The following is a 24,590-nucleotide window of genomic DNA, read 5'->3' as shown; positions in this document are numbered from 1 at the left end:
CACACTCGCCCCCGACGGAGCGAGTCTTGCGAGCGACGTTCGCGGTCCGTCTCGCGTCCGAGCCGACGGCGCTGCATTCAACACAGCAAATCAGACACCCAGTTTGAAGATGACCACGCGTTGGACGACGAAATTGATGACCGTGGCGGTGCCCTGAGCGATGACGAAGGCCAGGGGCTGGCGCCACCAGTCGCCGGGCAGCGTGGCGTAGAGCACGGCGTTGATGCCGACCTGAACGGCGAAGGTGACGGCGTAGAGGACCACGACGGCGATGAAGCGGGCGCGGCTCGGGGGCGCCTGGAAGGTCCAGCGGCGATTGATCAGGTAGGCGGTGGTGGTGCCCGCGATGAAGCTGATCGATTTGGCGACGCTGACCGGCAGGCCGATGAGATTCAGCAGAAAGCTGTAGATCCCGTAGTCGACGACGGCCGACAGGCCGCCGGTGAGGGTGAAGCGAACGATCTGGGTTTTCAGATCGACATCTGTACTGGATTCGATTCGGCGCTCCCGGGTCCCTTCGTGGTCACGCAGGCTACCGCCTTCGGGCCCGTCGGTCACGCCGGCCGGCTCGTCGACCAGCGGCAGTTCGGCCGGGAGCGGCAGGTGGGGTTCGGCTTGCACGCCGACGAGCGTAACGGCGTGACGCGCGACACGCGGACCGAGCACCGATTGGACATTTGTCCGACGACACGGAACCGATGTCGGACCTCACATACTGGGGAGTACGGCGACCCCGACCGGATATCGGCTCATGCATGTAGCCTCTATGCCGATGTCCACGAAAGCTCCGACCGCCACCACAACCGGTAACTCCGGCAATGTCGCCGACGGCACCTTCGCGCTGCCGACGCGGACCAAGGCATTGACCGGGTGGGGTCGCACCGCACCAACATCTTCCGAAGTGCTCTCGACGAGCGATCCCGAACTGATCGCCAAGGCCGTCGCCATGGTCGCAGAGGACAACGACTCCAAGCCGGCCCACCTGCGTCGCGGCATCATCGCGCGCGGGCTCGGCCGCTCCTATGGCGATCACGCGCAGAACGCGGGCGGCCTCGTCGTCGATATGACGGCGCTGAACAATATCCACCGGATCGACCGGGACACCCGGATCGTCGATGTGGACGGCGGTGTCAGCCTGGACCAGCTCATGAAGGCCGCGCTGCCGTTCGGGCTGTGGGTTCCGGTGCTGCCCGGCACCCGTCAGGTGACGATCGGTGGTGCTATCGCCTCCGATATCCACGGTAAGAACCATCACAGCGAGGGCAGCTTCGGCAACCACGTGCGCTCGATCGATCTGCTCACCGCCGACGGGCAGGTTCAGCACATCACGCCCAAGCGCAATGCCAAGCTGTTCTGGGCGACCGTCGGCGGCAACGGACTCACCGGCATCATCCTGCGCGCGACCATCGAGATGGCGCCCACCGAGACGGCGTACTTCCTCAACGACGGCGTGAAGACCACGACGCTCGACGAGACCATCGCCGCGCACAGCGACGGCAGCGAGGCGAACTACACCTACTCGAGCGCGTGGTTCGATGTGATCAGTCCGCTGCCGAAGCTCGGCCGGGCCACCATCACCCGCGGCCGCCTCGCCAAGGTCGACGAACTGCCCAAGCGGCTGCGCAAGAAGCCGCTGAAATTCGATGCGCCGCAACTGATGACGGTGCCCGATATCTTCCCGAACTGGACCATGAACAAGTTCACGCTCCAGGCCATCGGTGAGGCGTACTACGCCATGGGCGGCAACTACACCGGCAAGGTGCAGAATCTGACGCAGTTCTATCACCCGCTCGACATGATCGCGGAGTGGAACCGCGGTTACGGCTCCAACGGCTTCCTGCAGTACCAGTTCGTGGTGCCGACCGAGGCGGTCGAGGAGTTCAAGCGGATCATCGTCGATATCCAGGCCTCCGGGCACTACTCGGCACTCAACGTCTTCAAGCTGTTCGGACCGGGTAATCCGGCCCCGCTGAGCTTCCCGATGCCGGGCTGGAACATCTGCGTCGACTTCCCGATCAAGCCGGGTCTGAACGAGTTGGTGAGCGAGTTGGACCGCCGCGTCACGGAGTTCGGCGGGAGGCTGTACACCGCGAAGGATTCGCGCACCACCGCGGAGACCTTCCACCAGATGTACCCCCGGATCGACGAGTGGATCAAGATCCGCCGAAGTGTCGATCCCACAGGCGTTTTCATGTCCGATATGGCGAGAAGGCTGGAGCTCCAGTGATTAATGCCGTAGGCAACCCGCAGACCATCCTGCTGCTGGGCGGTACCTCGGAGATCGGCTTGGCGATCTGCGCCGAGTACCTGCGCAAGAGTCCGGCGCGCATCATCCTGGCCGCACTGCCCGGAGATCCGCTGCGCGAGGACGCCGTCGCCGAGATGAAGGCGGCGGGTGCGACCCAGGTCGATGTCATCGACTTCGACGCGCTCGATACCGAGAGCCACCCGAAGGTGATCGACGCTGCCTGGGACGGCGGCGATGTGGACGTCGCCATCGTCGCGTTCGCGCTGGACGGCGATCCGGAAGAGTTGTGGCAGAACCAGCGCAAGGCCGTGCAGGTCGCCGGAGTCAATTACACCGCGGCGGTTTCGGTCGGCGTGCTGGTCGGCGAGAAGATGAAGAAGCAGGGCTTCGGGCGGATCATCGCCATGTCCTCGGTGGCCGGTGAGCGGGTGCGCCGCTCGAACTTCGTCTATGGCTCGACCAAGGCCGGGTTGGACGGGTTCTACCTCGGCCTCGGTGAGGCGCTGCGCCCGCACGGCCCGCGGGTGCTGGTCATCCGGCCGGGCATGGTCCGGACCAGGTTCTCGGCGCACGTCAAAGAGGCTCCGCTGACCGTCAACAAGGAAGACATCGCGGCACTGGCGGTTTCGGCATCGCAGCGCGGCAAGGAGCTGGTCTGGGCACCGGGGACCTTCCGCCTGGTGATGATGATCCTGCGCCATATCCCGCGCCCGATCTTCCGCAAGCTGCCCATCTGATCTCCCCGAGCCGCACCTCGTCCACCGCGCACACGTTTGCGCGGGACAGGTGCGGCTCGTCTATATCCGCGATACGCGGTTCCGTGGCTGCCCGGCGTGTCTGGCGCCGACGCGACAGAAAGTACGGCATCCGCGCACACCACGGCGCCATTTCGGTGGATACCATCGTCGCGGTTCGTCGGGACCGGCCGATGCGGCATTCGGCACCCTGCCCGTGCGAGTGGCCGGGCGGCGTGGCAAGTTCGGAGCCGACCTCGAGCCGTCGCATTGTCGAAGGAGCACTCCGTTGAGCACAGTCACGGCAGAACGCGTCGAGCACTCCGCACCGGAGCGCGGCCGTGGGAAGCTGCTGATCCGGCATATCGGCTCCGGGGTGGGCGAAGCGGTGCTGGCCGCCGTGGTCGCGACGGTGGTCACGGCCGCTGGGCTGGTGGCGTTTTCGATGGTGCAGTGGCCAGCGTTCAACTCGTCCAATGTGACCCGTGCGTTGACCACGGTCGGGCAGGTCGGGGCCGCGGTGCTGCTCGGGGTGGCGATCTGGCTGGTGCGGGCACGGCGGTGGCCTTGGTTGGCGAAAGCGCTCTCGTGGGTGGGGATTTCGACGTTCGTCACGGTGACGCTCGGAATGCCGCTGGCGGCGACCAAGCTGTATCTGTTCGGCGTCTCGGTGGATCAGGAATTCCGCACCGAATATCTGACGCGGCTGACCGATGGCGCGACGCTGCACGATATGACCTACGCCGATCTGCCCCCGTTCTATCCGGCCGGATGGTTCTGGCTCGGCGGTCGGGTGGCGAATGTGCTCGGGATGGACGGCTGGGAGGCATTCAAGCCGTATGCGATCGGGTCACTGGCGGTCGCCGCGGTAATCGCATACGTCCTGTGGTCCAAGTTGATTCGCGCCGACTGGGCGATCGGGGTCAGCGCGGCGACGACCGCCGTGACGGTGGCATACGCGTCGCCGGAGGCCTACAGCGCGGTCATCGTGCTGCTGCTGCCGCCCGCGCTCGTCCTCGCGTGGGGTGCGCTGTACCGACCACTCGAGGCGTCGAGCACCGCGGCTTCTGGTGTCGCGGGAGCGACCGGCGGCGCCGCCGACTCGAGCACCGAGGACACTGCGGGCAGCGCCGCAGCATCGGATGGCGTGGCCGCGTCAGGCGGCGAAAGCGCGAGTGACGGTGGTGCGGATCGCCCCGCGACGGCTGGAGGCTGGGGTGCCGTGCTCGGCACCGGTCTGTTCCTCGGGATGGCAGCCTCGTTCTACACGTTGTATTTCGCGGTGGCGGCCTTCGCGGTCGGGCTGATGGCTCTGGTCTCGGCGGGACTCGCGGTGCGGGCGGCAAAGCGGTCTCGGCGCGACGAATCGGGTTCGGTGTGGCGAGCGGCGGTGCCGCCGCTGGTCCGGTTGGTGGTGATCGGCGCGATCGCGGGTGTGGTAGCGCTGATCGTGTGGCTGCCCTTCGTATTGAAGATGCTCGGCGGGACGATGCCGAGTTCGGGAACGGCGTTCCATTATCTGCCGGAGGGCGGGGCGCAGTTGCCGTTGCCGATGGCGGAGTTCTCGCTGTCGGGCGCCTTCTTCCTGCTCGGGACAGCATGGCTGGTGCTGCGAGCCGGATCGTCGCGGCGGGCGCAGGCGCTCGGTATCGGTGTGGTGGCGATCTACCTGTGGTGCCTGCTGTCGATGACCGCGACCGCGGCAGGTACGACATTGCTCTCGTTCCGGCTGACGCCGGTGCTCGAGGTGCTGCTCGCGGCGGCCGGTGCGTTCGGTTTCGTCGAGGGCGCGCGGGCGGCCTACCGGGCATTGCATGAGCCGAGACGGTTCCGTATCGCCGTTGTCGTGGTCGCCGTCGTCGGCGCACTCGCCTTCACACAGGACATCCCGCAGGTGCTGAAGCCGGAGATCACCACCGCCTACACCGATACCGACGGCCATGGCGAGCGCGCCGATAAGCGGGCTCCCGGCGCGGCGACGTACTACCGCGACATCGATGCGGCGCTGCTCGCGCAGACCGGCCGGCCGCGCTCGGATTCGGTCGTGCTCACCGCCGATACCAGCTTCCTCTCCTTCTATCCGTACTACGGTTTCCAGGCACTCACCTCGCACTACGCGAACCCGCTCGCCGATTTCACCGGCCGCGCCGCGACCATCGAGGCCTGGAGCAAACTGGATTCCCCCACCGCGCTGATCGAAGCGCTCGGCAAGAGCCCGTGGCGCGCACCGGACGCCTTCCTCTTCCGCAGCAGCGGTGACGACTACACCCTGCGCCTGGCCAAGGACGTCTACCCCAACGACCCCAATGTGAAGCGCTACACCGTGAGTTTCCCCAAGAAGCTCTTCGCGGACCCGCACTTCACCACCACCACTATCGGCCCGTTCACGCTGGTCGTCGGCAATCGCTGATCGACACCTGCCCGACGTGCCGCCTATCATGACCCGGCGACAACTGATTTAGCGAGGACATGGGCAACTCACCGGGTACCGGCTAACTCAGCCCAGCACCACACCGCCGGCCGCCGACACAACCGTCGCGGCACCTGAGTCTGGCTTGAAGGTTCGGGGAGGCGGGGGAGGGAAGTTTGTTTTGCAGGTCGAGGCACCACCAGCAGTAGGCGTCGTCACCAGGGGATCGACACCGGCTGGCGGGGCCAGACCCGGGCTGCGCACCGCCGAGCGGAGACGGATCCGGGTCGATCGGAGTGATCTGGTCGTCTCGGTGGGCTATCTGGCATTGGCCGTCACGGTGCTGTCCGGACAGTGGCGCAATACCCACAGCGGGTACCTGATCAAGAGCGGTCAGGACCAGACCATGTGGGAGTGGTTCTTCGCGGTCACCGCACATTCGGTGGCGCATCTGGAGAATCCGCTCGGCACCAATCTGCAGAACTTCCCGGCCGGGGTGAACATGATGGCCAATACGGCCATGTTCGGGGTCGGGGTGCCGTTGACGCCGGTCACGCTGCTGTTCGGGCCGACCGTCACCTTCGTGCTCGTCCTCACACTCGGCCTCGCGGCCACCGCCCTCGCCTGGTACTGGCTGTTCTCCCGGGAATTGGTGGAGTCCCGGCTGGCCGCCGCGATCGGCGGACTGTTCTGCGGTTTCGCGCCCGCGATGATCTCGCATGCCAACGCGCATCCGAATTTTGTCCTGCTGGTACTGCTTCCGGTCATCGCACTGCAGTTGATCCGCATGGCGCGCCGCATGACAGGTGCGGATACGAAGCCGCGCAGGCGAGTCCGCGATGCCGTCGCACTCGGTCTGCTGGTGGCGATGCAGATCGCACTCGGCGAGGAACCGCTGCTGATCTTCGCGCTCGCCTTCGGACTATTCGGGCTCGTCTACTACCTGCACACACCACGCACCGGCTGGCGGGTGATTCGCGCGCTCGCCCCGACCGTCGCATTGGCGGCGATGATCACCTTGATGCTCACCGAGATTCCGCTGTGGTGGCAGTTCTTCGGGCCGCAGAGTTATCGCTCGATCGACCACGGGCCGATGGGCAACGATCTGAAGGCCATCGTGCAATTCCCGGCCGAATCGCTCGGCGGGATGTTCGCACCCGGCCAGTACGTGTCCATGAACGACACCGAGCAGAATGCCTATTTCGGCTGGCCGCTGCTGCTTTTGCTACTCGTGACGGTGGCGCTGCTGTGGCGCGACCGGGTGGTCCGCGCCGCGACCGCGGTGATGGTCATCTTCGGGGTGCTCTCGCTCGGTGCGGAGGCCATGTTCGGCAAGGTGCCGACCGGGATCGAATTGCCGTGGCGCTGGGCCGAACTGGCCCCACTGCTCAATACGGTGCTGGAGACTCGGCTGACCATGGCCGCGATTCCGGTCATCGCGGCGGTACTGGCCTTGGCGACCCAGCGGGCGGTCACCTGGTGGCGGCAGTCGCCGGTCGATTGGCGCCCGCTCGCCTGGTTCCCGGCGCTCGCCCTGGCCTTGTTGCCACTGGTCCCGACCGTCCTTCCGGTGATCGAGCGCGCACCGACTCCGGAGTTCTTCGCCGACGGGACGGTAAAGCAGTACGTGGGCGGCGGTTCGGTGGTTCTGGTTCCGCCGCCGCGTCCGGCCGAGGCGCAGGCCCTGCGCTGGCAGGCGGACGCGAATTTCGACTTCGCACTCGCCGGGGGCTATTTCGTCGGCCCGACCGGCGCGAACAAGAAGGGCATCTACGGACCGGACTTCCGCCCGACCACCGCCCTGCTGGTCGGCGCCCAGGACTCCGGCGTCGTGCCGCCCATCGACGACAACACCCGCGCACAGGCACTCGACGATCTGCGCTTCTGGGAGGCCGACGTGGTGGTCCTGCCCGCGACCAAGAACGCCGAGGTGCTGCGGATCACCATGACGCAACTGCTCGGCACCGCGCCGCGACAGGTCGACGACGTGTGGCTCTGGGACGTCCGGCCGCTGCGCTGAGCAGTAGCGTGCACCGTGGGATCATCTCGGTGGCGGGTGTCACCAATGCGGGTGGCTAGCATGGTCCCTCGTGCGACCGGACCGAACTTCTGCAGCGTTCACCCGCAACCGCCTGATCGCCCTCGTCTCCGGGTTGCTCGGATTCGTGTTGGCCCTGTTGACGCCGTTGCTTCCGGTGAAACAGGATCAGGCCGCGCTCGACTGGCCCCAGGCGGGCAGTACCCGTGTCGAGGCACCGCTGGTTTCGTATGTGCCGCTGCGGTTGAACGCGACACTGCCGTGTTCGGTGGTGACCGCCGCCGGATCGGGCACGGTGCTGTCGACCATTCCGCACGCCTCCGGTCAGGCCAGCGCCAAGGGACTGATCGTCTCGGTCACCGATGGCACGCTCGCGGTGCTGCAGCGTGATGTGCCGCTGCTGTCCGCGCCGGTCGCGGAGATCGCCGGATGCGAGGCCGTCACCATCACCACGACGGCGGCCGCTACCTCGGTCGAATTCGTCGGAGCGAAACGTCAGGACGGTACGCCCTTCCGCAACACCATCACGCGCGATATCCGTCCGCAGGTGGTCGGCGTCTTCACCGATCTGGACGCCGCGAAGCTCGATGGCGCGAAGCTGCATGCCGATATCGATTCCCGCTTCTCCTCGACCCCGTCCGCGCTGAAGTTCGGTGCGATGATCGCCGCGGCGATCTGCACGATCATCGCGCTGGTCGCACTGCACCTGCTCGACAATGCCGACGGTCGGCGGGCACGCCGGTTCCTGCCCGCGCACTGGTGGCGGTTCACCCTGACCGATGCGGTGATCCTCGGGCTTCTGGTGCTGTGGCATTTCATCGGCGCCAATACCTCCGACGACGGCTACATCCTGAATATGGCCCGCGTCTCGGAGCACTCCGGATACATGGCCAACTACTACCGGTGGTTCGCGGTGCCCGAGGCGCCGTTCGGCTGGTCCTACGAGGTGCTGGCCTGGATGACCAAGGTCTCCGATGCCAGCCCGTGGATGCGACTGCCCACGCTGGCCGCCGGAATCGTGTGCTGGATGGTGATCAGCCGAGAGGTACTGCCCCGCTTGGGCGCTCGGGTACGCAGAAACAAGGTGGCGCTGTGGACGGCGGGGCTGGTCTTCCTCGCCTTCTGGCTGCCCTACGACAATGGCTTGCGGCCCGAACCGCTGATCGCCGCGGGTGCGCTGCTGACCTGGTGCTCGATCGAGCGGGCCATTGCGACGGGACGGCTGCTGCCCGCCGCGGTCGGCGTGCTGATCGCCGCGTTCTCGCTGGCGGCCGGTCCGACGGGGCTGATCTGTGTGGCCGCGCTGATCGCTGGTTCGCGGCCGGTGCTGCAGATCATCATTCGGCGCGCGCGTGATGCCGCGGGCACACTGAGCGAGTCCGCGTCCCCGACGACCGACCGCAGCACCTCGCGCCTCGCCACGTTCTTCCGGTATGCCGCATTGCTGGCACCGGGACTCGCCGCCGGAACGCTCGTGCTGGTGGTCGTTTTCGCCGATCAGACGCTGGCGACGGTCATGGAAGCGACCCGGGTGCGCACCCTCGTCGGGCCGAATGTGGCCTGGTTCGACGAGCGGACGCGATGGGATTCGCTGCTGATGCTCTCGCCGGACGGATCGCTGGCGCGGCGGTTCGGTGTGCTGATCATGCTGCTGTGCCTGCTGGTCTGTGTGCTGCAGGTGCTGCGCAAGGGCCGGATCCCGGGGACCTCGCGCGGGCCGTCGGTGCGCATTCTCGGCATCGTCTTCGCCTCGCTGCTGCTGATGATGTTCACGCCGACCAAGTGGACCCACCACTTCGGCGTATACGCCGGACTTGCCGGGTCATTGGCGGCGCTGGCGGCGGTCGCGGTGGGCACCAATGGGATTCGCTCGCCACGTAACCGGGCGCTGTTCGCGGCCGCGGTGCTGTTCCTGCTGGCGATCACCTTCACCGGATCCAATGGCTGGTGGTACGTGTCCAGTTACGGTGTGCCGTGGTGGGACAAGGCGCCGCTGATCGCGGGTAAGGGCCTGTCCACGCTGTTCCTCGCACTCAGCGGCGTGGCGCTGATCGTCGCGGTGTGGCTGCACTATCGCGAACCATATCGCGAGAAGACCGATGCGCCCGGCCGGTTCGAGCGTTACGCCTCCGCACCGTTGACGATCGCGGCCGCGCTGCTCGTGCTGTTCGAAGTGGCATCGCTGGCCAAGGCCGCGGTCACGCAGTACCCGGCGTATTCGATCGCCAAGTCGAATCTCGAATCGCTGAGCGGCAATACCTGTGCGCTCGCCAACGAGGTGCTGGTGGAGACCGATACACCCGGTTCGCTGCTGCTGCCCTACACCGGCTCACCCGCCGACGGATTGTCCGCGGAATCGAAGGGATTCACGCCCAACGGGGTGGCCGCCGACCTCACCGCCGATGCCGAGGAGACGGTCACCGGCGGTGCGAATTCGGTGAACAAGGATTCCAAGAACAAGACCACCAACACCACCGGCGCGGGCACCGGCGGCGGCACCAGTCAGCAGGCCGGAATCAACGGCAGCACAGTGGCATTGCCGTTCGGCCTGGATTCGGCCCGAACTCCGATCATGGGCAGCTACCAGGACGGGGCCGACCAGCAGCAGGCCGAGCTCACCTCGCAGTGGTACCGGCTCGACCTGACCGACGGTATGCGCAACGACCCGGCCTACCAGGTGCTCACCATTACCGCGGCAGGCCGGATCCGGTCGGTGGACGCCGACGGCGTGGTCACCTATGGGCAGGAGTTGCATCTGGAATACGGCGTGCGCGGGGCGGACGGCGAGGTGCAGACGCTGGGTTCGGTGGATCCGCTCGATATCGGGCCCGCACCGTCCTGGCGCAACCTCCGGGTGCCGCTGGACAAGTTGCCCGCCGGGGTGAATGCGGTCCGGTTGGTCGCGGTCGACAACGACATCACCCAGAAGCAGTGGTTGGCCGTCACTCCGCCCCGGCTGCCGCATCTGGCCACGCTGAATTCCGTAGTCGGCGAAACCGATCCGGTGCTGCTGGACTGGCACGTCGGCCTGGCCTTCCCCTGCCAGCGCCCGTTCGACCACCGCGACGGCGTCGCCGAGGTCCCCCATTGGCGCATCCTGCCCGACCGCGTCGGGTCCGACGCCTCCAATGCCTGGCAGGACGATATCGGTGGCGGCCCGCTCGGCTGGACCGGTCTACTCCTGAAATCCCAGACCATCCCCACCTACCTCGTCCACGACTGGTCCCGGGACTGGGGCTCCCTGGAACAGTTCACCCCCTACGATCCCACCGCCCAGCCCGCGACCATCGCGACAACTGTGCAATCGGTCAACGGCTGGAAGAAAACCGACCCGATCCGAGCCCGATAGCCCACTCGCGGTGGGCATGCCAGGGCTGAGGGGAATCCGACCTGCTGGCTCGCCGGGGCCCGCGACGGATCGATCAGTCGACGAGGTCGCTGGGATCGGTATTGGCTCCACACAGCACGACACCGATTCGTTCACCGTCGCATGGCTGGTATGCCCGGGTAGCCAGCGCCGCCAAGCCGGTTGCCGAGCCGTGCTCGACGACGAGTCGATGCCGCTCCCACAGCTGCCGCCGCGCCCGCACGATCGCTTCGTCGTCGACGACCACCGAACGCACGTCTGTGGTCCTGGCCCAGGCCAGCGCGGCAGCGGAAACCCTTGGCGCGCCGAGAGAATCGGCCGCGATGGAATCCACGTCCACGTCGAGCACCGTGCCGGCAGCCAATGCGGCATTGAGCGCCCGGCTGCCATCGGGTTCCGTGCCGACCACCCGAATGCCGAAATGGTCGGCGACCGCGGCGATTCCGGAGAGCATGCCGCCCGCGCCAACCGCGAGGACGATGGTGTCCAACCCAGCAACCGCGTCAACGAATTCGAGCAGGATGGTGCCCGCGCCGGCCGAAGTCAGGATGTCGTCGTAGGTGTAGGCATCGATCGCACCGGTGCTGGCCATGAACTCGTGGGCGGATTCCCTTGCGTGGTCCTGTGTCTCGCCGGACAATTGAACCTCGGCGCCCAACGCACGTAGCCGTGCCACCTTGGCCCGACCGGTCGAACCGGCCAGGAAGACCGTCGCGCGCACGTCGAATACGCTTGCCGCCCACGCGAATCCGATATCGGCATTGGCGCCGGTGGCGGACACGATACCGGCATCCGGCATGCTCCCGGTTTCGATCAGTCCCGCCATCAGATTGGCCGCGCCGCGAGCCTTGAAAGATCCCGTGTACTGCAGGAATTCGAGCCCCAAGAAAATCTCGGCGCCGGTCTCGGTCGACGGCCGGAGGAAGCCGGCCGCCTGCTCGTCATCCGATTGCCTGCCCATCGGCGCGATGGTCAAGGGCCGGACTACACCGGCAATGCGGTCGGCGGCCGCCTCGACCTCGCCGAACGTAGGAGTGCGCATCCGACGGTTCTCCTCATCGATCACAGGTTTCCGTCGACGCCGCCAGGTCCGGCAGGACCCGGCATGATCGCACATGCCCTCATCTCAATACCGTCCGGTACTTTAATCGCAGCCTGCCGAGTCGGCACCGTGAGTCTCGAACCGCCGACGCACGCCGCCCTCGGCCCGATTACCCGGCTCCGAGGGCGGCTTGCGGCCTTCACGAAGTCGCCGTGCCCGCACTCCACCGATCGAGCGCGGCATATGCGGGCTGCCACTGATCGCGGCACACGGCACGCACCGGCTCCGGCAGTGGGGCGAGCAGCACTTGGACCGTCTGCTCGTCGGCACCGTCCAGCAGCCACGGAATCAATTGCGGAGCAGCGGGACCGATGCGACTGCCGTGCAACTGACCGAACGCTTGCCACTGCTCCGGTGTCACGACCGCCTGAATCAGCGGCAATGCCTCATCCTCCTCGTGCTTCAGGTGCCCGGTCAGCCCGGTCGCCAGGGCATCGAGCAGACCGCCGAGGCGTTCCGGGCCACTGTCGGGATCGGCGAAGGTCGCGTCGATCTGCTCGAGCAGCGGATCGATGACGGCGTGCTCGGCCTCCATGGCGTCCAGTAGTGCCAACTCGTCGGGTCGCTCGGCGAGCGTCTGCCGCATCACCGGCCACAGCGCATCGTCCTCGGCGGTGTGGTGCACCAGAAGGGATTTGGTGAACATCTGCCAACCGGCAGCGGTGGCGAGGATCTTGCGCGGATCGTCGTCGATCCGATCGGCGATTTCGGCGATGTATTCGAGTTCGCGCCGCAGCGCGTTGTGCATGGCGTACATCGTCGTCATGTCGAGGGTCACGGGTTTCTCCTGATGGAACGGTATGGATCGGTTGCGCCAACGGGGTCGGCGCTCACGGACGCGCCGCTTCCGGCGGCGGTGCGGAGACCAGGGCGTGCAGGATGCCCCGCCCGATCCGCCAGGTCGCCCCGATCGGGTCGGGATTCGGATCGCGGCGTGCCGTCGGCCGCAGCGCCCATGAAGCGGCCGCGAACCCGGCGAGAACCGTTGCGGGCATGGCGAATTTGCGTGGATTGCCGTTCGCCAGGTGCGAGGCCGCGCCGCCGAGATAGACGGCGAGGGATCCGGCGTAGGCCCACTCCTTGAGCCGCGGCATACCCGGGGCCAGCAGCACTGCGGCCATGGGGAGTTTGCAGATGCCTTGAATCGTCAGGAAATACCTGGGGTAGCCCAACTGATCGAAGGTTTCGACCGCGAACGGCTCCCGGGTCAGGTCCCACATGCCGCCTTTGACCATCTCGGCGGCGACCGGCAGGGTCGTCACCCAGTACGCGGCGGTCCGGATCCGGGAAAGTGCGTCTGATCTCGAGTTCTGTGAAGTCATCGCAATATTCCGCTCAGGCCCAACTGGCGCCCGCGGGCTCCTTGATGCTGGTGTTGAGGCGATTGAAGAAGTTGGTCAGCGCAATTATGAGAATGACTGCGGAGAGCTGCTTTTCGTCGTAGTGGTCGGCGATCTCGTCCCACACGGCGTCCGGAACGGCATCCTCGGACTTGTCGGCGATCCGGGTGGCGACCTCTGCCAGCCGCAGCGCCGCGCGCTCGCCCGCGCTGAACTCAGCGGATTCTCACCACGCGGCGACGGCGAACAGTTTCTCGTCGCCGACCCCAGCCTTGCGACCGCCCGCCAGGTGTGCGTGCACACAGGCGCTGCACCCGTTGATCTGGCTGACCCGCAGTGCAACCAATTCCAGCAGTTCGGCGGAAACTCCGCCCTGATAAGTGGCCTTGTAGAGGGTGTTGATTCCCTTCATCGCGTCAGGCAGGACCATGGCGGGGTTCTTCATGCGAGCGTTCATGTCAGGTGTTCCTCTCGGGGAGTCGATATTTCGACATCAGTGGTGGATGCGGGCCTGCTGGTCGAGCCAGTCGGCGAAGCTCGGACCGGACAGGACGGCATCCGGCCCGGGAAGCAGAGCGCCGCTCTCATACAGGTCGCGGTCGGGGTTGGCCGGATCGCTGACCTCCTCGACCGACCTGTCGTCCCCGCGTCGCGCGATCACCAGCCGGGCCATCTCGGCCAGGTATTCGGCGCGCGGTCCGGCGATCTCCGGGAACAGGCCTCCTTGGTGCGCGGACCACGCGCCGGTCGCCAATTCGGCCAGCTGTTCGGCGACCACGCGTGCGGAGACCAGTTGGGTACGCATTTTCGGGATGTAGATCACCGAACCTTGTGCGCCCCACTGCATCATCTGTTCGACGAGCTCGTGGAACTGCGCGGCCCGCAGAATTCGCGTCGGCACCAGGCCCGCCAGCAGTGCCTGCTCGTGCACCAGCTTCGCGGCGTTGTATCCAGCGGTGGAGCCGTCGATGCCGATGATGGACACGGCCACGATCCGCCGCACTCCGGCCGCCTGCGCGGCCGCGTGCAGGTTGCGGGCCGAGGCGGTGAAGAAGTCGGTGGCTGCCTGCTGCTCGAAGGACGGCGTGCTGGACGCGTCGATCACTGCGGTCACGCCGTGGAATGCTTCGACGAGTCCGGCACCGGTGGTCACATCCACTCCGGTCGACCGCGCCATCGCCACGACCTTGTGCCCCGCCTCGGTGAGCACATCTACGATGTGGCGGCCGAGCCGTCCGGTGGCGCCCGCTACCGCGATCGTGCTGTCGTGCATTGTCATTTCGCTTCCTTTGTGTCGTGGGCGTGATCCGTATGCCGGACCAGCGGCCAGTCGATGTCCACTCGTCCGGCCAGGACGAGGTAGTTGTCGAAGATCGCCAGCGCCACGTGCGCGATGACGTCGACAAGTTCGGTAGGCGCCAGTTCCGCCTGGGCTGTGCAGAGTTCGTCGTCGGTGATTGCGCCGCGGCGGCGGATCAGTGCCGCCGCAAAGGCCAGGATCGCCGCGTATTTCGGATCGTCGGCCGAGCCGAATCGGGCGTCGCTGAGCTCGTCCTCGGTCATCCCCGCGAGGCGGCTGCCGAGGAAGCTGTGCGCCGAAAGGCAGTAGTCACACCCGTGCTCCTGGGCGACGAGCAGCCCGACAGCGGAACGTGCGAACGCCGGCATCTCGCTGCCGCCCAGCGCTTCGGTGAGGGCGACATACCCCCGCAGGGCGGCCGGGCTTTGCGCCATCACCTTGACGTTGTTCGGTGTGACGCCGAACAGCTGCTGGCTGACACTGAAGAGCTGTCCGGCAGCGTCACCCGCGTTCTCCGGGTCTATCGGGGGCATTTGCGGCATGGGAACAGCGTGTTGCGGCCCGTTGATACTTTTGCGATGCCTTCACGATGGGTGTTGTATGGAGCCGAGATGGGTGTGCGTTTTACGGTCCTCGGACCAATGAAAATCGTGGTCGACGGCCGCGAGTCGGCCGCGGCGCCGAGACATCGGGCAGTGTTCGCCTATCTCCTGGTCAATGTCGGAAGAGTCTGCAGCGCAGACCGAATCATCGAGGCCATGTGGGGCACGGATCCCCCGGACACTGCGCGCTCGCAGATCCACGCCGCGGTGACCGCGATCCGCAAGGTGTTGCGCGAAGCAGACGCGGCGCAGGTATTGCAGACCAGATCCGCCGGATACGTCGCGCTGCCGGAGCCGGGGCAGTTCGATCTCGAGGAATTCACCAGCCGGGTCGGTGCCGGCCGATCGCTGGCCGTTGCCGACCCCGAGGCCGCGGTGGCGGAACTGCGTGCGGCGCTGGCGCTGTGGCACGGCGAGGCGCTCGCCGATCTGAACGCCGACTACGTCGCGCCCGCGCGGCGCCGCCTGCAGGAGCAGCAGTTGGCGGCGTTCGAGCAGTTGACCGCGGTGGAACTCGGGCTGGGCAGGCACGAGGCGGTGCTCGACGAGTTGGCCGCGATGGTGACCGCAAACCCACTGCGGGAGAAGCTGGTCGGGCAACTGATACTCGCACTGCATCGAGCGGGACGACAGGTCGATGCGCTCGCCGCCGCACGATCTTTCCGGACCGGACTCGCGCAGGCGCAGGGTCTGGATCCTGGACGCGCATTCGTCGCGCTGGAGCAGGCAGTATTGCGGGACGACGGCGAACCGGCCACCCGCGTAACGGCATTGGCCGCACGCACCGAACCGGTGCCGCGCTGTGCGAACTTCTTGCCTTACGACATACCGGATTTCGCGGGCCGAAGCGCCGAACTCGAACATCTTCTCGCACCACTCACCGGCACCGCGGTGACCATCTCCACGATCGACGGCATGGCGGGCATCGGCAAGACCGCGCTTGCCGTACACACCGCGCACCGAGTAGCCGACCGATTCCCCGACGGTCAGCTGTTCATCGACCTGCAAGCGCACACCATCGACCGGCAACCGGTCGCGACGGATGCGGCGCTGGAAATCCTGTTGCGCCAGATCGGAATTCCCGCCGAACGCATTCCGCAGACCACCGCCGATCGCGGCGCGCTGTGGCGGTCGGAACTGGCCGGGCGGCGAGTGGTCGCGGTGCTGGACAACGCTGTGGATGCCGATCAAGTCCGGCCGCTGCTGCCCGGCGGGACGGACAGCCTCATCCTGATAACCAGCAGGCGGCGGCTGGTCGACCTGGATGGTGCTCGGGCATTGTCGGTCGATCCACTGGCTGCCCGCGATGCTGTCGACCTCTTCGACCGGATCGTCGGCGAACGCGCCACCGCCGAACCGCTCGCGGTGCTGGATGTGCTGCACCTGTGCGGGTTCCTGCCATTGGCGGTGCGGATCGCGGCCGCTCGACTACTGCACCGCCCGCAGTGGACCGTCGGCTATCTGGCGGGGCGGCTGCGTGGGGAGCGGCGCAGACTGGCCGAATTGTCTACGGCCGAAAGGGGTGTCGTCGCCGCGTTCAACCTCTCCTATCGGCAGCTTCGCGCGGACGGGCAGCGGATGTTCCGGCTGCTGGGCTTGCATCCCGGGCGGGACATCGATCCCGGCGCCGCGGCGGCGCTGGCCGATATCTCGCTGGACGACGCCGAAATGCTGTTGGAAGACCTCCTCGACGTTCATGTGATAGCTCAATACGAGCCCGGCCGCTACACCTTTCACGACCTGCTGCGCCAGCATGCCCGCGCCATGGTGTCGGCGGACGAATCCGACGATGCCCGAAGCGCCGCGCTGTCACGACTTTTCGACCACTACGTGCACACCGCGCGGGCAGCGGTGGATCTGCTGTTCCCCTACAGCGCCGATCACCGCCAACCGCTGCCGCCCTCCGCGGCCTGGGTGACGACGCTGGACGACGCCGAGGACGCGGCCGAGTGGCTCGATGCCGAACGTGAAAACCTCATCGCCACTGCCGCTTACGCGTCCAACCACGGTACGCCCGCGCACGCCAGAGACACGGCTGAAACCCTGCGTCCCTATCTCGACGGCAACTCCCGCCACTCCGACGCCGCACGCTTGCACCAGGTGGCACTGCTGGCGAGCAGACAGCTGGCCGACTCGATCGGCGAGGCCAGAGCGTTGACCGACCTGGGCTGGGCCTGCTGGCGACAAGGCGATTACGAGTGGGCGACCACGCATTCCCATGCGGCACTGCGGATTGCCCGCGCGTCCGGGGATCGCTATCAAGAGGCCAGAGCGCTGAACACGCTCGGCAATGTAGCGTGGCGTAAACGGGACTACGACGAGGCCAGGCGATGCCTGCGCGACGCGCTCGATCTCGCCAACCGGCTGGGCAACAAAGTCGGCGAGGCGCACGTGCTCGGCAACCTCGGCATGCTGCTCGGCGCCGACAACAACCAGTACCGCGACGCCCGCGAACATCTCGACCGCGCGCTGGCACTGCACCGCGAGGTGGGCAATCAGCGCGGCGAGGCGTTGGTGCTGAACTATCTGGGATCGCTGTGCCGCCGCAACGAGCTGCTGGACGAGGCCAGAAACAACCACTCCCGGGCCCGTGACCTGTATCGGATGCTGGGCAGTCGTGGCGACGAAGCGTCCGCGTTCAACGGCCTCGGCGAGACAGCCTACACCGCAGGCGATCCTGGCGCCGCCGTCGAAAAGCACAGCACCGCACTGATATTGGCCGACGAGGCATTGAACCTACCCGAGCGAGCGCGCGCCAACGACGGGCTCGCTCGCGCGCACCGAGATCTCGGCGACGTCGGTCGAGCGCGCGAATACGCCGGTATCGCGATGAGCATGTATGCGGATCTCGGCGTCCCGGAGGCCGACGATATGCGCGCTTTCCTGGATATGCTCGCAGACTCGGATCAGCCCCAATCGCCACGGCGGTCAGCGTCGGCCGGGCGTCGTATCGGCGAAATGTGACGTCACGATCCGGGCGGCTGGTGCCTGGAGTCGGTGAGGCCGTTGAGCGGGATGGTGGCCGTGGCGGTCGCCGGTACGGAAGTCGGTGCGGGGCAGGACCCAGCCCTGGCCGACAACTCGATCGCGCCTTCCACGCTCGGCCACAGCCTGTGATACGCGCCATAAAATGTGGGCCGAGGAGCGCGTGGACGAAGTATTCGCGGCACGAGCACGTTACGACGGTGAACCAGCGTGACCATGTCGTTAATGTTGGTTGCGAATGCCTTCCCACCAGTGAAGCTGGCCGTAACCTTTTATTCATGACCGCGGCCTTCGATGATATGGATCTGCGCGACCTCGTCGGACTGCTTACCGAAGATGAACAACGGGAGCTCCGACCGGCGGTGCTGCGTGTGCTATCCCGCCAAACCCCGCAAGAGTTGCTCCGTCGTGAATTGGGCCTGCGTATGGCAAAAGTCTGAGCGCGTCGTTCATCGAACAACCGACCACCCGGCCGTCGCAATGGCGCGAATCGCCGATGCGGCGGCCTTTTGCTGTCGAGAACACGTAAGCGCAGGCCACGCGTGTTCGGCACCACAGCCGCGCTTTCGTGTGTGCGCTCACGAATAAAAAGTCGAGTTCGAGCGCCGCACCATGACAAACATTCCGTGCGGTCGCATTCAGATATAGGACAGGCCCGTCGAATCGGTGGAGTTCCGATTCGACGGGCCGGCATAGCCAGGACTTAGAACACCCGCAACTGTCCGGGCGACCAGAATCCGGAACGGTTGGCCTTACCGGTATCCAGCTTGGCCGGAACCGCATTCGGGTAGTACTGGTCATACCGCTCCAGCGAACCCCAGTCCCGCGCCCAGTCGTTCTTCATATACGTCGGAATGGTGCTCGACCTCGCCAGCATCTGGGAGAAGCCCAAGAGCCCACCGAATTCCTCGGCCTGCCAGGTATTCGTCGAGCTGATGGCCAGCGGCCGGTCCGGCAGGATCCGGTAACCGGGCACCTCGGCCACTCCGTTCTTGTGGTCCAGCGGCCGCTGGCACGGGAACTGCAACCCGACCGCCCAGTCCAGCAGCACTGGCTGCTCGGAGCCGATAAAGCTGTTGAGCGTAGCCAACTTCGGCATCCGCGGCGGGGTGAACGCCAGCCACTGATCGCCGATCAGAATCGGGTCGTTGGCGACGATGCGCACCGCATCGGCATCGGGCGCGATCTCGTCGAGCGGGATGCGCAGATTGCGCCACGACGGGAACGGACCGATATCGCGCGGCAGGTAGGTGCCGAGCATCTGCACACTGCCGTCGGGCAAGTGCTTGCCGTAGTCGACGGTCAGCGACTGGCCGTACCTGGTGTCGCCGGTGTCGTCGACGGACAGGATGCGGCCCGCGGCCGAAATGACGACCAGCGGATGATCATCCGAGCGCGGCGCCAGCTGGTACCAGCTGGAGACCAGATGCGCGGGCTGTTGTACACCCTGCTGGTAGCTGCCCATAACCGGCGTGGTGGCCGGATCCAGGCCGAAGGGCAGGGTGGCCCGGCTGCCATTGACACCGGTCGCGCCGTAACCGCCGTCGGTGCCCGCGTTCTGACCGTCCGCACCGACCGGACCGACCGACTGGGTCGAGGTATTGCCGGTACCCGGCTTCACCTCGATGGTGTCGGCGCTGAGTTTCTCGGGCACACCGTTCGGATCGAAGCCGACCGGATCGGCACCGGCCAGCGGATCACCGTTCTTCGGCGGATTGGCCGCATCGATGATCGGCGTGAGCGTGCCGTTGCCCTTGTTCACATCCGGTTCCACCAGTACGTCATTGGCGAGACCACACGAATTGCCCTCCACCGCATCGAAATTCGAGCGCGCGAGCGAATAGGCCGGATACTGCGCCACCGCCCCCTTGACCAGCGAGAACACCTCGAGCAGCACCATCATCGCGGCGACGACGGTCAGCGGGATGGCGGCGAACTTGCGAATCCGCTTGCCGCGCACCGACTTCGCCGAGGGCTGCGGTTTGGTGTAGTCCTCACGCAGCGCGGACCAGGCGACCAGCGCCAACGCCAGCCCGAACAGGATGAGCATCGCCGTATTCGATTGGTAGCCGTGCAGCGAGATCCGCTTGTCGAACCACGGCACGCCGAAGCTGGACACATACCAGTAGCCATTGATGCCCGAGAACGCGATGGCCAGCACGAACAGCAATCCGGCGAGGAAGATCGCCCGGTTCTTCCTGGCCCGCAGCGCACTCGCCGAAACCGCCACCGCGGTCACCGCGGCAAGGGATCCTGCGATGCCCGCGTACGCGCCGAAGTGGTGAGTCCACTTCGTCGGGTTGAACATCATGAAGAAGATGGTGCCGAAGACCACGCCCATCAACCGCCAGGTCGGACCGCTGGCGATGCCGGGCACCTGCCTGCGCCGCAACAGCACCAACATGGTGGTGAACAGGCACAGCAGCATGATCAAGAAGGCGAAGCGGCGCGACAGCGAGCCGTCGACGGTCTCCACGAACAGGTAGTAGTAACGCAGGTAGTCCTCGTACCAGGCCAGATTCGGGCCGGTCACCTGCCGCACCCGGTTGGCCTCCTGGATGCCGGCGAAGGTCTGGTCGCTGTAGACCACGATCAGCACCAGCAGACCGGCCGCCGCGATCGGCGCGAGCAGCGGCAGCGTCGAACCCCACTTGCCCACACCCTGCGCCGCGAACTGCCGATGCCGGCGCACCACGATCCGCACCAGCGGCCGGATACCGGCGAGCAGCGCGGCCACACACATCAGACCCGTCGGTGCTGCCGCCAAGGTGAACGCGGCGACCAGGATCGCGACCGCGGCGGGCAACAGCCGACCCGTCGCAATGGCCCGCTCGATCGAAACCCAGGTCAGCAGCGCGCCGAGCGCGACGATCGGCTCCGAGCGCAGGCCGTTGTCGAACGGCAGCCAGAACGCCAGGAAGACCAGTCCACCGGTCCACAGCGCCACCTTGCTCTGGCGCACTCCGCGTCCGAGCCGGGGCACCACCTCGCGGCTGATCACCATCCAGCACAGGATCGCGCAGAACAGCGCGGGCAAGCGAACCCACGGGCTCGCGGTGGAGATCTCCGAGAAGGCCTGGATGACGTAGTAGTACCAGCCGAACGGCGCCTCGGGGACGCCGTACCAGCGGAAGTAGTTGGCCATATAGCCCGCGTGCGGCGCCACCCGGACCATGCTCAAGATATAGCCGTCATCGGAGGTGTTGGCACCGACGAAATGCCACACCAGTAGCGTGCCGATGATCGCACCGTCCGCCCAGGTCGGCTTCAGCCAATTGGCGGGCAGGAACCGACGGTGCCCGCGCCCGTCGCCGCCGTCGAGCCGAGCCAGTGCACCGAGAGCGATCAGCGTGCACAGCACCGCCGCGATCATCGCGATCAGCTTGACCGGGGTCGGGCTGGAGGAGAAGCGGGTGTCCACCGTCATGTGGAACGACAGGCCGGTGGGCACCGCGCCCTTCAGATCGGTGAAGACGCCGACCACCTGCGGCCGCAGATCACCGTTCAGCTGCCCCTCGACCGGCACCACGACCTTCTGCGTCGTGCCGGGCGCCGCGCCCTCGACCGGCCGCTCGATCGTCGTGGTCACACCGTCGAACGACGCCTTGGTCCGATTGATATCGGAGCTGATGGTGATCGACGTACACCCGCCCAGCTGTGCACGCTCGGCCGAGGCGACCACGGCATTGCGATCGACCACATCCACCGTGGTGTCCGAGACCCGCACGAACATCGCCTCGAGCGATGCCCGGTCGCCCTGTGGCGGCGCGGTGGCCAGCAGCATCCCGCCATAGCTGGGCAGCTGATCGAGCGCCGAACACGGAATGCTCGCGGTGAGATCGATCGGCACCTGCGACATCAGCGGCGCCTGCACGCTGTTGAGGGCGCCGTCCTGCGGCCAATTCAGCGTCGCGGTGGTCTGGCTGACCGGTAAGAACGGAGCTGCCAGCGCGAACAATGCGCCCAGCACGCCGGTGACCAGCGCGACGAGGCGCGCGGTTCGGAAATCGCTGGGTGCGACTTCCGGCGCGGCGGGCGGTTTTGTCAAGACAGCGGTAGCGGCGTCGGGCACGGTTGGCAATGCTATCTGCACGCGTATCTCCACGAGCGGCGAGTTGGCATCAGCCGCGCCGCGCTCTCAGCAACTTCTGAGAAGACGCGCAGTGTTTATGGTCGCGGCCCCGCCGCGACGGGTTCGCGGCGCGTGCTCGATCTCGCTTCGCTCGAATCCTGGAGTCCACTCATTTGGTCACCCACCAGCGGACCGTGGCGATTCCAGGGAACGCCGAGGCACTGACCCGACCCGAAGTGCTGACCGGTAGCCGGGGGGATGGAAAGGTGTGGGGTATGACAAAGGTGAATCTCGAAACCAACTACGGACAGATCGTGCTGGAGCTCGACGACGCGAAGGCCCCGAACACCGTCGCGAACTTCGTGAATTACGTGAACTCCGGTCATTACAACGGCACCATCTTCCACCGCGTCATTCCGGGTTTCATGATCCAGGGCGGTGGCTTCACCCCCGAGATGCAGCAGAAGGGCACGCAGGCCCCGATTCAGAACGAAGCGAACAACGGCCTGAAGAACGACAAGTACACCGTTGCGATGGCCCGCACCAATGATCCGCATTCGGCCACCGCGCAGTTCTTCATCAATGTCTCCGACAACGGCTTCCTGAACCATTCCGCGCCGACCCCGCAGGGCTGGGGCTACGCGGTCTTCGGCAAGGTCGTCGAGGGCTCCGAGGCGGTCGACAAGATCGCCGCGGTATCCACCGGTTCGGCGGGCATGCATCAAGATGTGCCGGAGGACGACGTCATCATCGAGTCGGCGACTCTCGCCTGACTTCCGCTGCCACGGAACAGAATCGGGCCGCACCCGTCGGGGATGCGGCCCGATTCCGTCAGAGCGGCAGCAGGTGGTGTTTGCGGGGGTTGCGGGTGAGTGCCTTATCGCGCAGGAGGTGGAGGGCACGACGGAGTTCCAGGCGGGTGGTCGACGGCTCGATGACGGCGTCGATATAGCCGCGCTCCGCAGCGACCCACGGGGTCGCCACGGTGGCGTTGTAGAAGTCGATCATCTGCTGGCGCACCGCGGCACGCTGATCCTCCGGCGCCGCCTCGATCTGCCTGCGGCCGATCAGGCTGACCGCGCTCTCCGCGCCCATGACCGCGATCCGCGCGGTCGGCCAGGCCAGATTCACATCCGCGCCAAGCTGTTTCGAACCCATCACCGCATATCCGCCGCCATAGGACTTGCGGATAACCACGGTCACCTTCGGCACGGTCGCCTCGACATAGGAGAACAGGAAGCGCCCGCCGCGCTTGATGACGCCGATCTTCTCCTGTTCCACACCGGGTAGGAATCCCGGTGTGTCCACAACGAATACGAGTGGAATCTCGAACGCGTCGCACATCCGGACGAAGTGCGCCGCCTTATCCGAGGCCCTGGCGTCGAGCGCACCGGCGTACACCATCGGCTGATTCGCGACCACACCGACGCTGCGACCATCCACCCTGGCGAATCCGGTGATGATGTTGCGTCCCGCCGCGGCGCCGATCTCGTGGAAGTCGCCGTCGTCGAATATGCGCAATAGGATGTCGTGCATGTCGTAGCCGGCATTATCCGAGTCCGGGACAATCGAATTCAGTTCCAGATCCGATGCGGTGATCTCCGGCTCCAGCCCCGGATTCACGATCGGCGGCTGCTCCTGGCAGCTCGTCGGCAAGAAGCCCAAATACGCCCGCACCCATTCGAACGCGGCCTGCTCATCCTTGGCGACGTGATGGATATTGCCGTACTGCGCTTGGCTATTGGCGCCACCGAGTTCCTCGAGGCTGACGTCCTCACCGGTGACCTCACGGATCACGCCCGGCCCGGTGACGAACATGTAGGCCTCGTCGGTGGCCACCACCACATCGGTATTGATCGGGGCGTACACCGCCCCGCCCGCGCATTTGCCGAGAATCATCGAAACCTGCGGCACCATCCCGGACAGCGGCTCCACGCGCAACCCGAGCTCGGCATACCAGGCCAATGAGGTCACGGCCTCCTGTACCCGGGCGCCGCCGGAATCGTTGATGCCGACCACCGGGCAGCCGACCTTGGCCGCGAACTCCAGGACGGCGGCAACCTTGCGGCCGAACATTTCCCCGACCGAACCGCCATAGACGGTCTGGTCATGCGAGAAAACCGCCACCGGCCGACCCTCGACGAGGCCGTGCCCGGTGACCACACCGTCGCCGTACAGCGCCGTCGGATCACCCGGCTTGCGCACCAGCGCACCGATTTCCACGAAGGTACCCGGATCGAGCAGCATATTGATCCGGTCGCGGGCACTCGGAATACCCTTCTTGGCCCGCTTCGCCACCCCCGCTTCACCCGCCGGTTCCTGCGCTAATTCGAGTCTTTTGCGCAGGTCGGCGAGTTTCTCGGCAGTAGTGCTCACTTGGCCCCTCTCATCA

Annotated in this window: 18 protein-coding genes; 8 read left to right on the top strand and 10 right to left on the bottom strand. The window is 66.3% G+C overall.

The annotated features are described in order from the left end of the window. Window positions 1-90 precede the first annotated feature (90 nt). Entirely contained in the window at window positions 91-621 is a 531-nt protein-coding gene (locus tag AB0L58_RS19260; RefSeq protein WP_364388411.1) for a GtrA family protein, read from the bottom strand. Between the two features lie 151 nt (window positions 622-772). On the opposite strand from AB0L58_RS19260, the gene AB0L58_RS19255 reads away from it, so the two are divergent. The 5 genes from AB0L58_RS19255 (at window position 773) to AB0L58_RS19235 (ending at window position 10,779) form a co-directional block, all read left to right on the top strand. Further along, a complete protein-coding gene (locus AB0L58_RS19255; protein WP_364388409.1) occupies window positions 773-2,227 on the top strand; it encodes an FAD-binding oxidoreductase in 1,455 nt (484 codons plus the stop codon). Then, the gene (locus AB0L58_RS19250) at window positions 2,224-2,985 is read left to right on the top strand and encodes a decaprenylphospho-beta-D-erythro-pentofuranosid-2-ulose 2-reductase (protein ID WP_364388407.1); all 762 of its coding nucleotides are present in this window, start codon (window positions 2,224-2,226) and stop codon (window positions 2,983-2,985) included. Before AB0L58_RS19255 ends, AB0L58_RS19250 begins: the two co-directional genes overlap by 4 nt. Window positions 2,986-3,334: 349 nt before the next feature. Continuing rightward, entirely contained in the window at window positions 3,335-5,392 is a 2,058-nt protein-coding gene (locus AB0L58_RS19245) for a galactan 5-O-arabinofuranosyltransferase (RefSeq protein WP_364388828.1), read from the top strand. Between the two features lie 181 nt (window positions 5,393-5,573). Further along, on the top strand, window positions 5,574-7,412 hold the full coding sequence (locus AB0L58_RS19240) for a glycosyl transferase (RefSeq protein WP_364388405.1): 1,839 nt from the start codon (window positions 5,574-5,576) through the stop codon (window positions 7,410-7,412). Window positions 7,413-7,482: 70 nt separating this feature from the next. Beyond that, window positions 7,483-10,779: an arabinosyltransferase domain-containing protein gene (locus AB0L58_RS19235; RefSeq protein WP_364388403.1), complete on the top strand. Its 3,297-nt coding sequence runs from the start codon at window positions 7,483-7,485 to the stop codon at window positions 10,777-10,779. A 73-nt stretch (window positions 10,780-10,852) separates the two neighbouring features. Here the strand turns inward: AB0L58_RS19235 and AB0L58_RS19230 are convergent, their stop codons facing one another. The 7 genes from AB0L58_RS19230 to AB0L58_RS19200 form a co-directional block, all read right to left on the bottom strand. Next, window positions 10,853-11,839 carry a pyridoxal-phosphate dependent enzyme gene (locus AB0L58_RS19230; protein WP_364388401.1) on the bottom strand — a complete coding sequence of 329 codons (987 nt, stop codon included), beginning with the start codon at window positions 11,837-11,839 and terminating at the stop codon, window positions 10,853-10,855. 199 nt (window positions 11,840-12,038) lie between these two features. Then, window positions 12,039-12,677, bottom strand: a complete 639-nt coding sequence (locus tag AB0L58_RS19225) for a hemerythrin domain-containing protein (RefSeq protein WP_364388399.1) — start codon at window positions 12,675-12,677, stop codon at window positions 12,039-12,041. Window positions 12,678-12,729: 52 nt separating this feature from the next. After that, entirely contained in the window at window positions 12,730-13,221 is a 492-nt protein-coding gene (locus AB0L58_RS19220) for a DoxX family protein (protein WP_364388397.1), read from the bottom strand. Window positions 13,222-13,234: 13 nt separating this feature from the next. Then, the gene (locus AB0L58_RS19215) at window positions 13,235-13,366 is read right to left on the bottom strand and encodes a hypothetical protein (RefSeq protein WP_364388395.1); all 132 of its coding nucleotides are present in this window, start codon (window positions 13,364-13,366) and stop codon (window positions 13,235-13,237) included. Between the two features lie 99 nt (window positions 13,367-13,465). Continuing rightward, window positions 13,466-13,696: a carboxymuconolactone decarboxylase family protein gene (locus AB0L58_RS19210; RefSeq protein WP_364388393.1), complete on the bottom strand. Its 231-nt coding sequence runs from the start codon at window positions 13,694-13,696 to the stop codon at window positions 13,466-13,468. Window positions 13,697-13,732: 36 nt separating this feature from the next. Then, window positions 13,733-14,518: an NAD(P)H-binding protein gene (locus AB0L58_RS19205; RefSeq protein ID WP_364388391.1), complete on the bottom strand. Its 786-nt coding sequence runs from the start codon at window positions 14,516-14,518 to the stop codon at window positions 13,733-13,735. Then, window positions 14,515-15,081, bottom strand: a complete 567-nt coding sequence (locus AB0L58_RS19200; RefSeq protein WP_364388389.1) for a carboxymuconolactone decarboxylase family protein — start codon at window positions 15,079-15,081, stop codon at window positions 14,515-14,517. Before AB0L58_RS19200 ends, AB0L58_RS19205 begins: the two co-directional genes overlap by 4 nt. Window positions 15,082-15,180: 99 nt before the next feature. On the opposite strand from AB0L58_RS19200, the gene AB0L58_RS19195 reads away from it, so the two are divergent. Then, window positions 15,181-18,105: a tetratricopeptide repeat protein gene (locus AB0L58_RS19195; protein WP_364388387.1), complete on the top strand. Its 2,925-nt coding sequence runs from the start codon at window positions 15,181-15,183 to the stop codon at window positions 18,103-18,105. A gap of 299 nt (window positions 18,106-18,404) precedes the next feature. After that, window positions 18,405-18,566 carry a hypothetical protein gene (locus AB0L58_RS19190; protein WP_364388385.1) on the top strand — a complete coding sequence of 54 codons (162 nt, stop codon included), beginning with the start codon at window positions 18,405-18,407 and terminating at the stop codon, window positions 18,564-18,566. A 263-nt stretch (window positions 18,567-18,829) separates the two neighbouring features. On the opposite strand, the gene AB0L58_RS19185 is transcribed toward AB0L58_RS19190, so the two are convergent. After that, window positions 18,830-22,174 (bottom strand): arabinosyltransferase domain-containing protein, encoded by a 3,345-nt coding sequence (locus AB0L58_RS19185; protein ID WP_364388826.1) that lies wholly within the window; start codon window positions 22,172-22,174, stop codon window positions 18,830-18,832. A 299-nt stretch (window positions 22,175-22,473) separates the two neighbouring features. On the opposite strand from AB0L58_RS19185, the gene AB0L58_RS19180 reads away from it, so the two are divergent. Further along, on the top strand, window positions 22,474-22,971 hold the full coding sequence (locus AB0L58_RS19180; RefSeq protein ID WP_364388382.1) for a peptidylprolyl isomerase: 498 nt from the start codon (window positions 22,474-22,476) through the stop codon (window positions 22,969-22,971). Between the two features lie 58 nt (window positions 22,972-23,029). On the opposite strand, the gene AB0L58_RS19175 is transcribed toward AB0L58_RS19180, so the two are convergent. After that, window positions 23,030-24,574 (bottom strand): acyl-CoA carboxylase subunit beta, encoded by a 1,545-nt coding sequence (locus AB0L58_RS19175; protein ID WP_364388380.1) that lies wholly within the window; start codon window positions 24,572-24,574, stop codon window positions 23,030-23,032. Between the last annotated feature and the right edge of the window lie 16 nt (window positions 24,575-24,590).

Origin of the sequence: Nocardia sp. NPDC052112 (assembly GCF_040680135.1) — a bacterium.
Lineage (GTDB): Bacteria > Actinomycetota > Actinomycetes > Mycobacteriales > Mycobacteriaceae > Nocardia.
The sequence above is the reverse complement of the archived record's forward strand: the minus strand, read 5'-3'. Positions and strand labels throughout refer to the sequence as shown.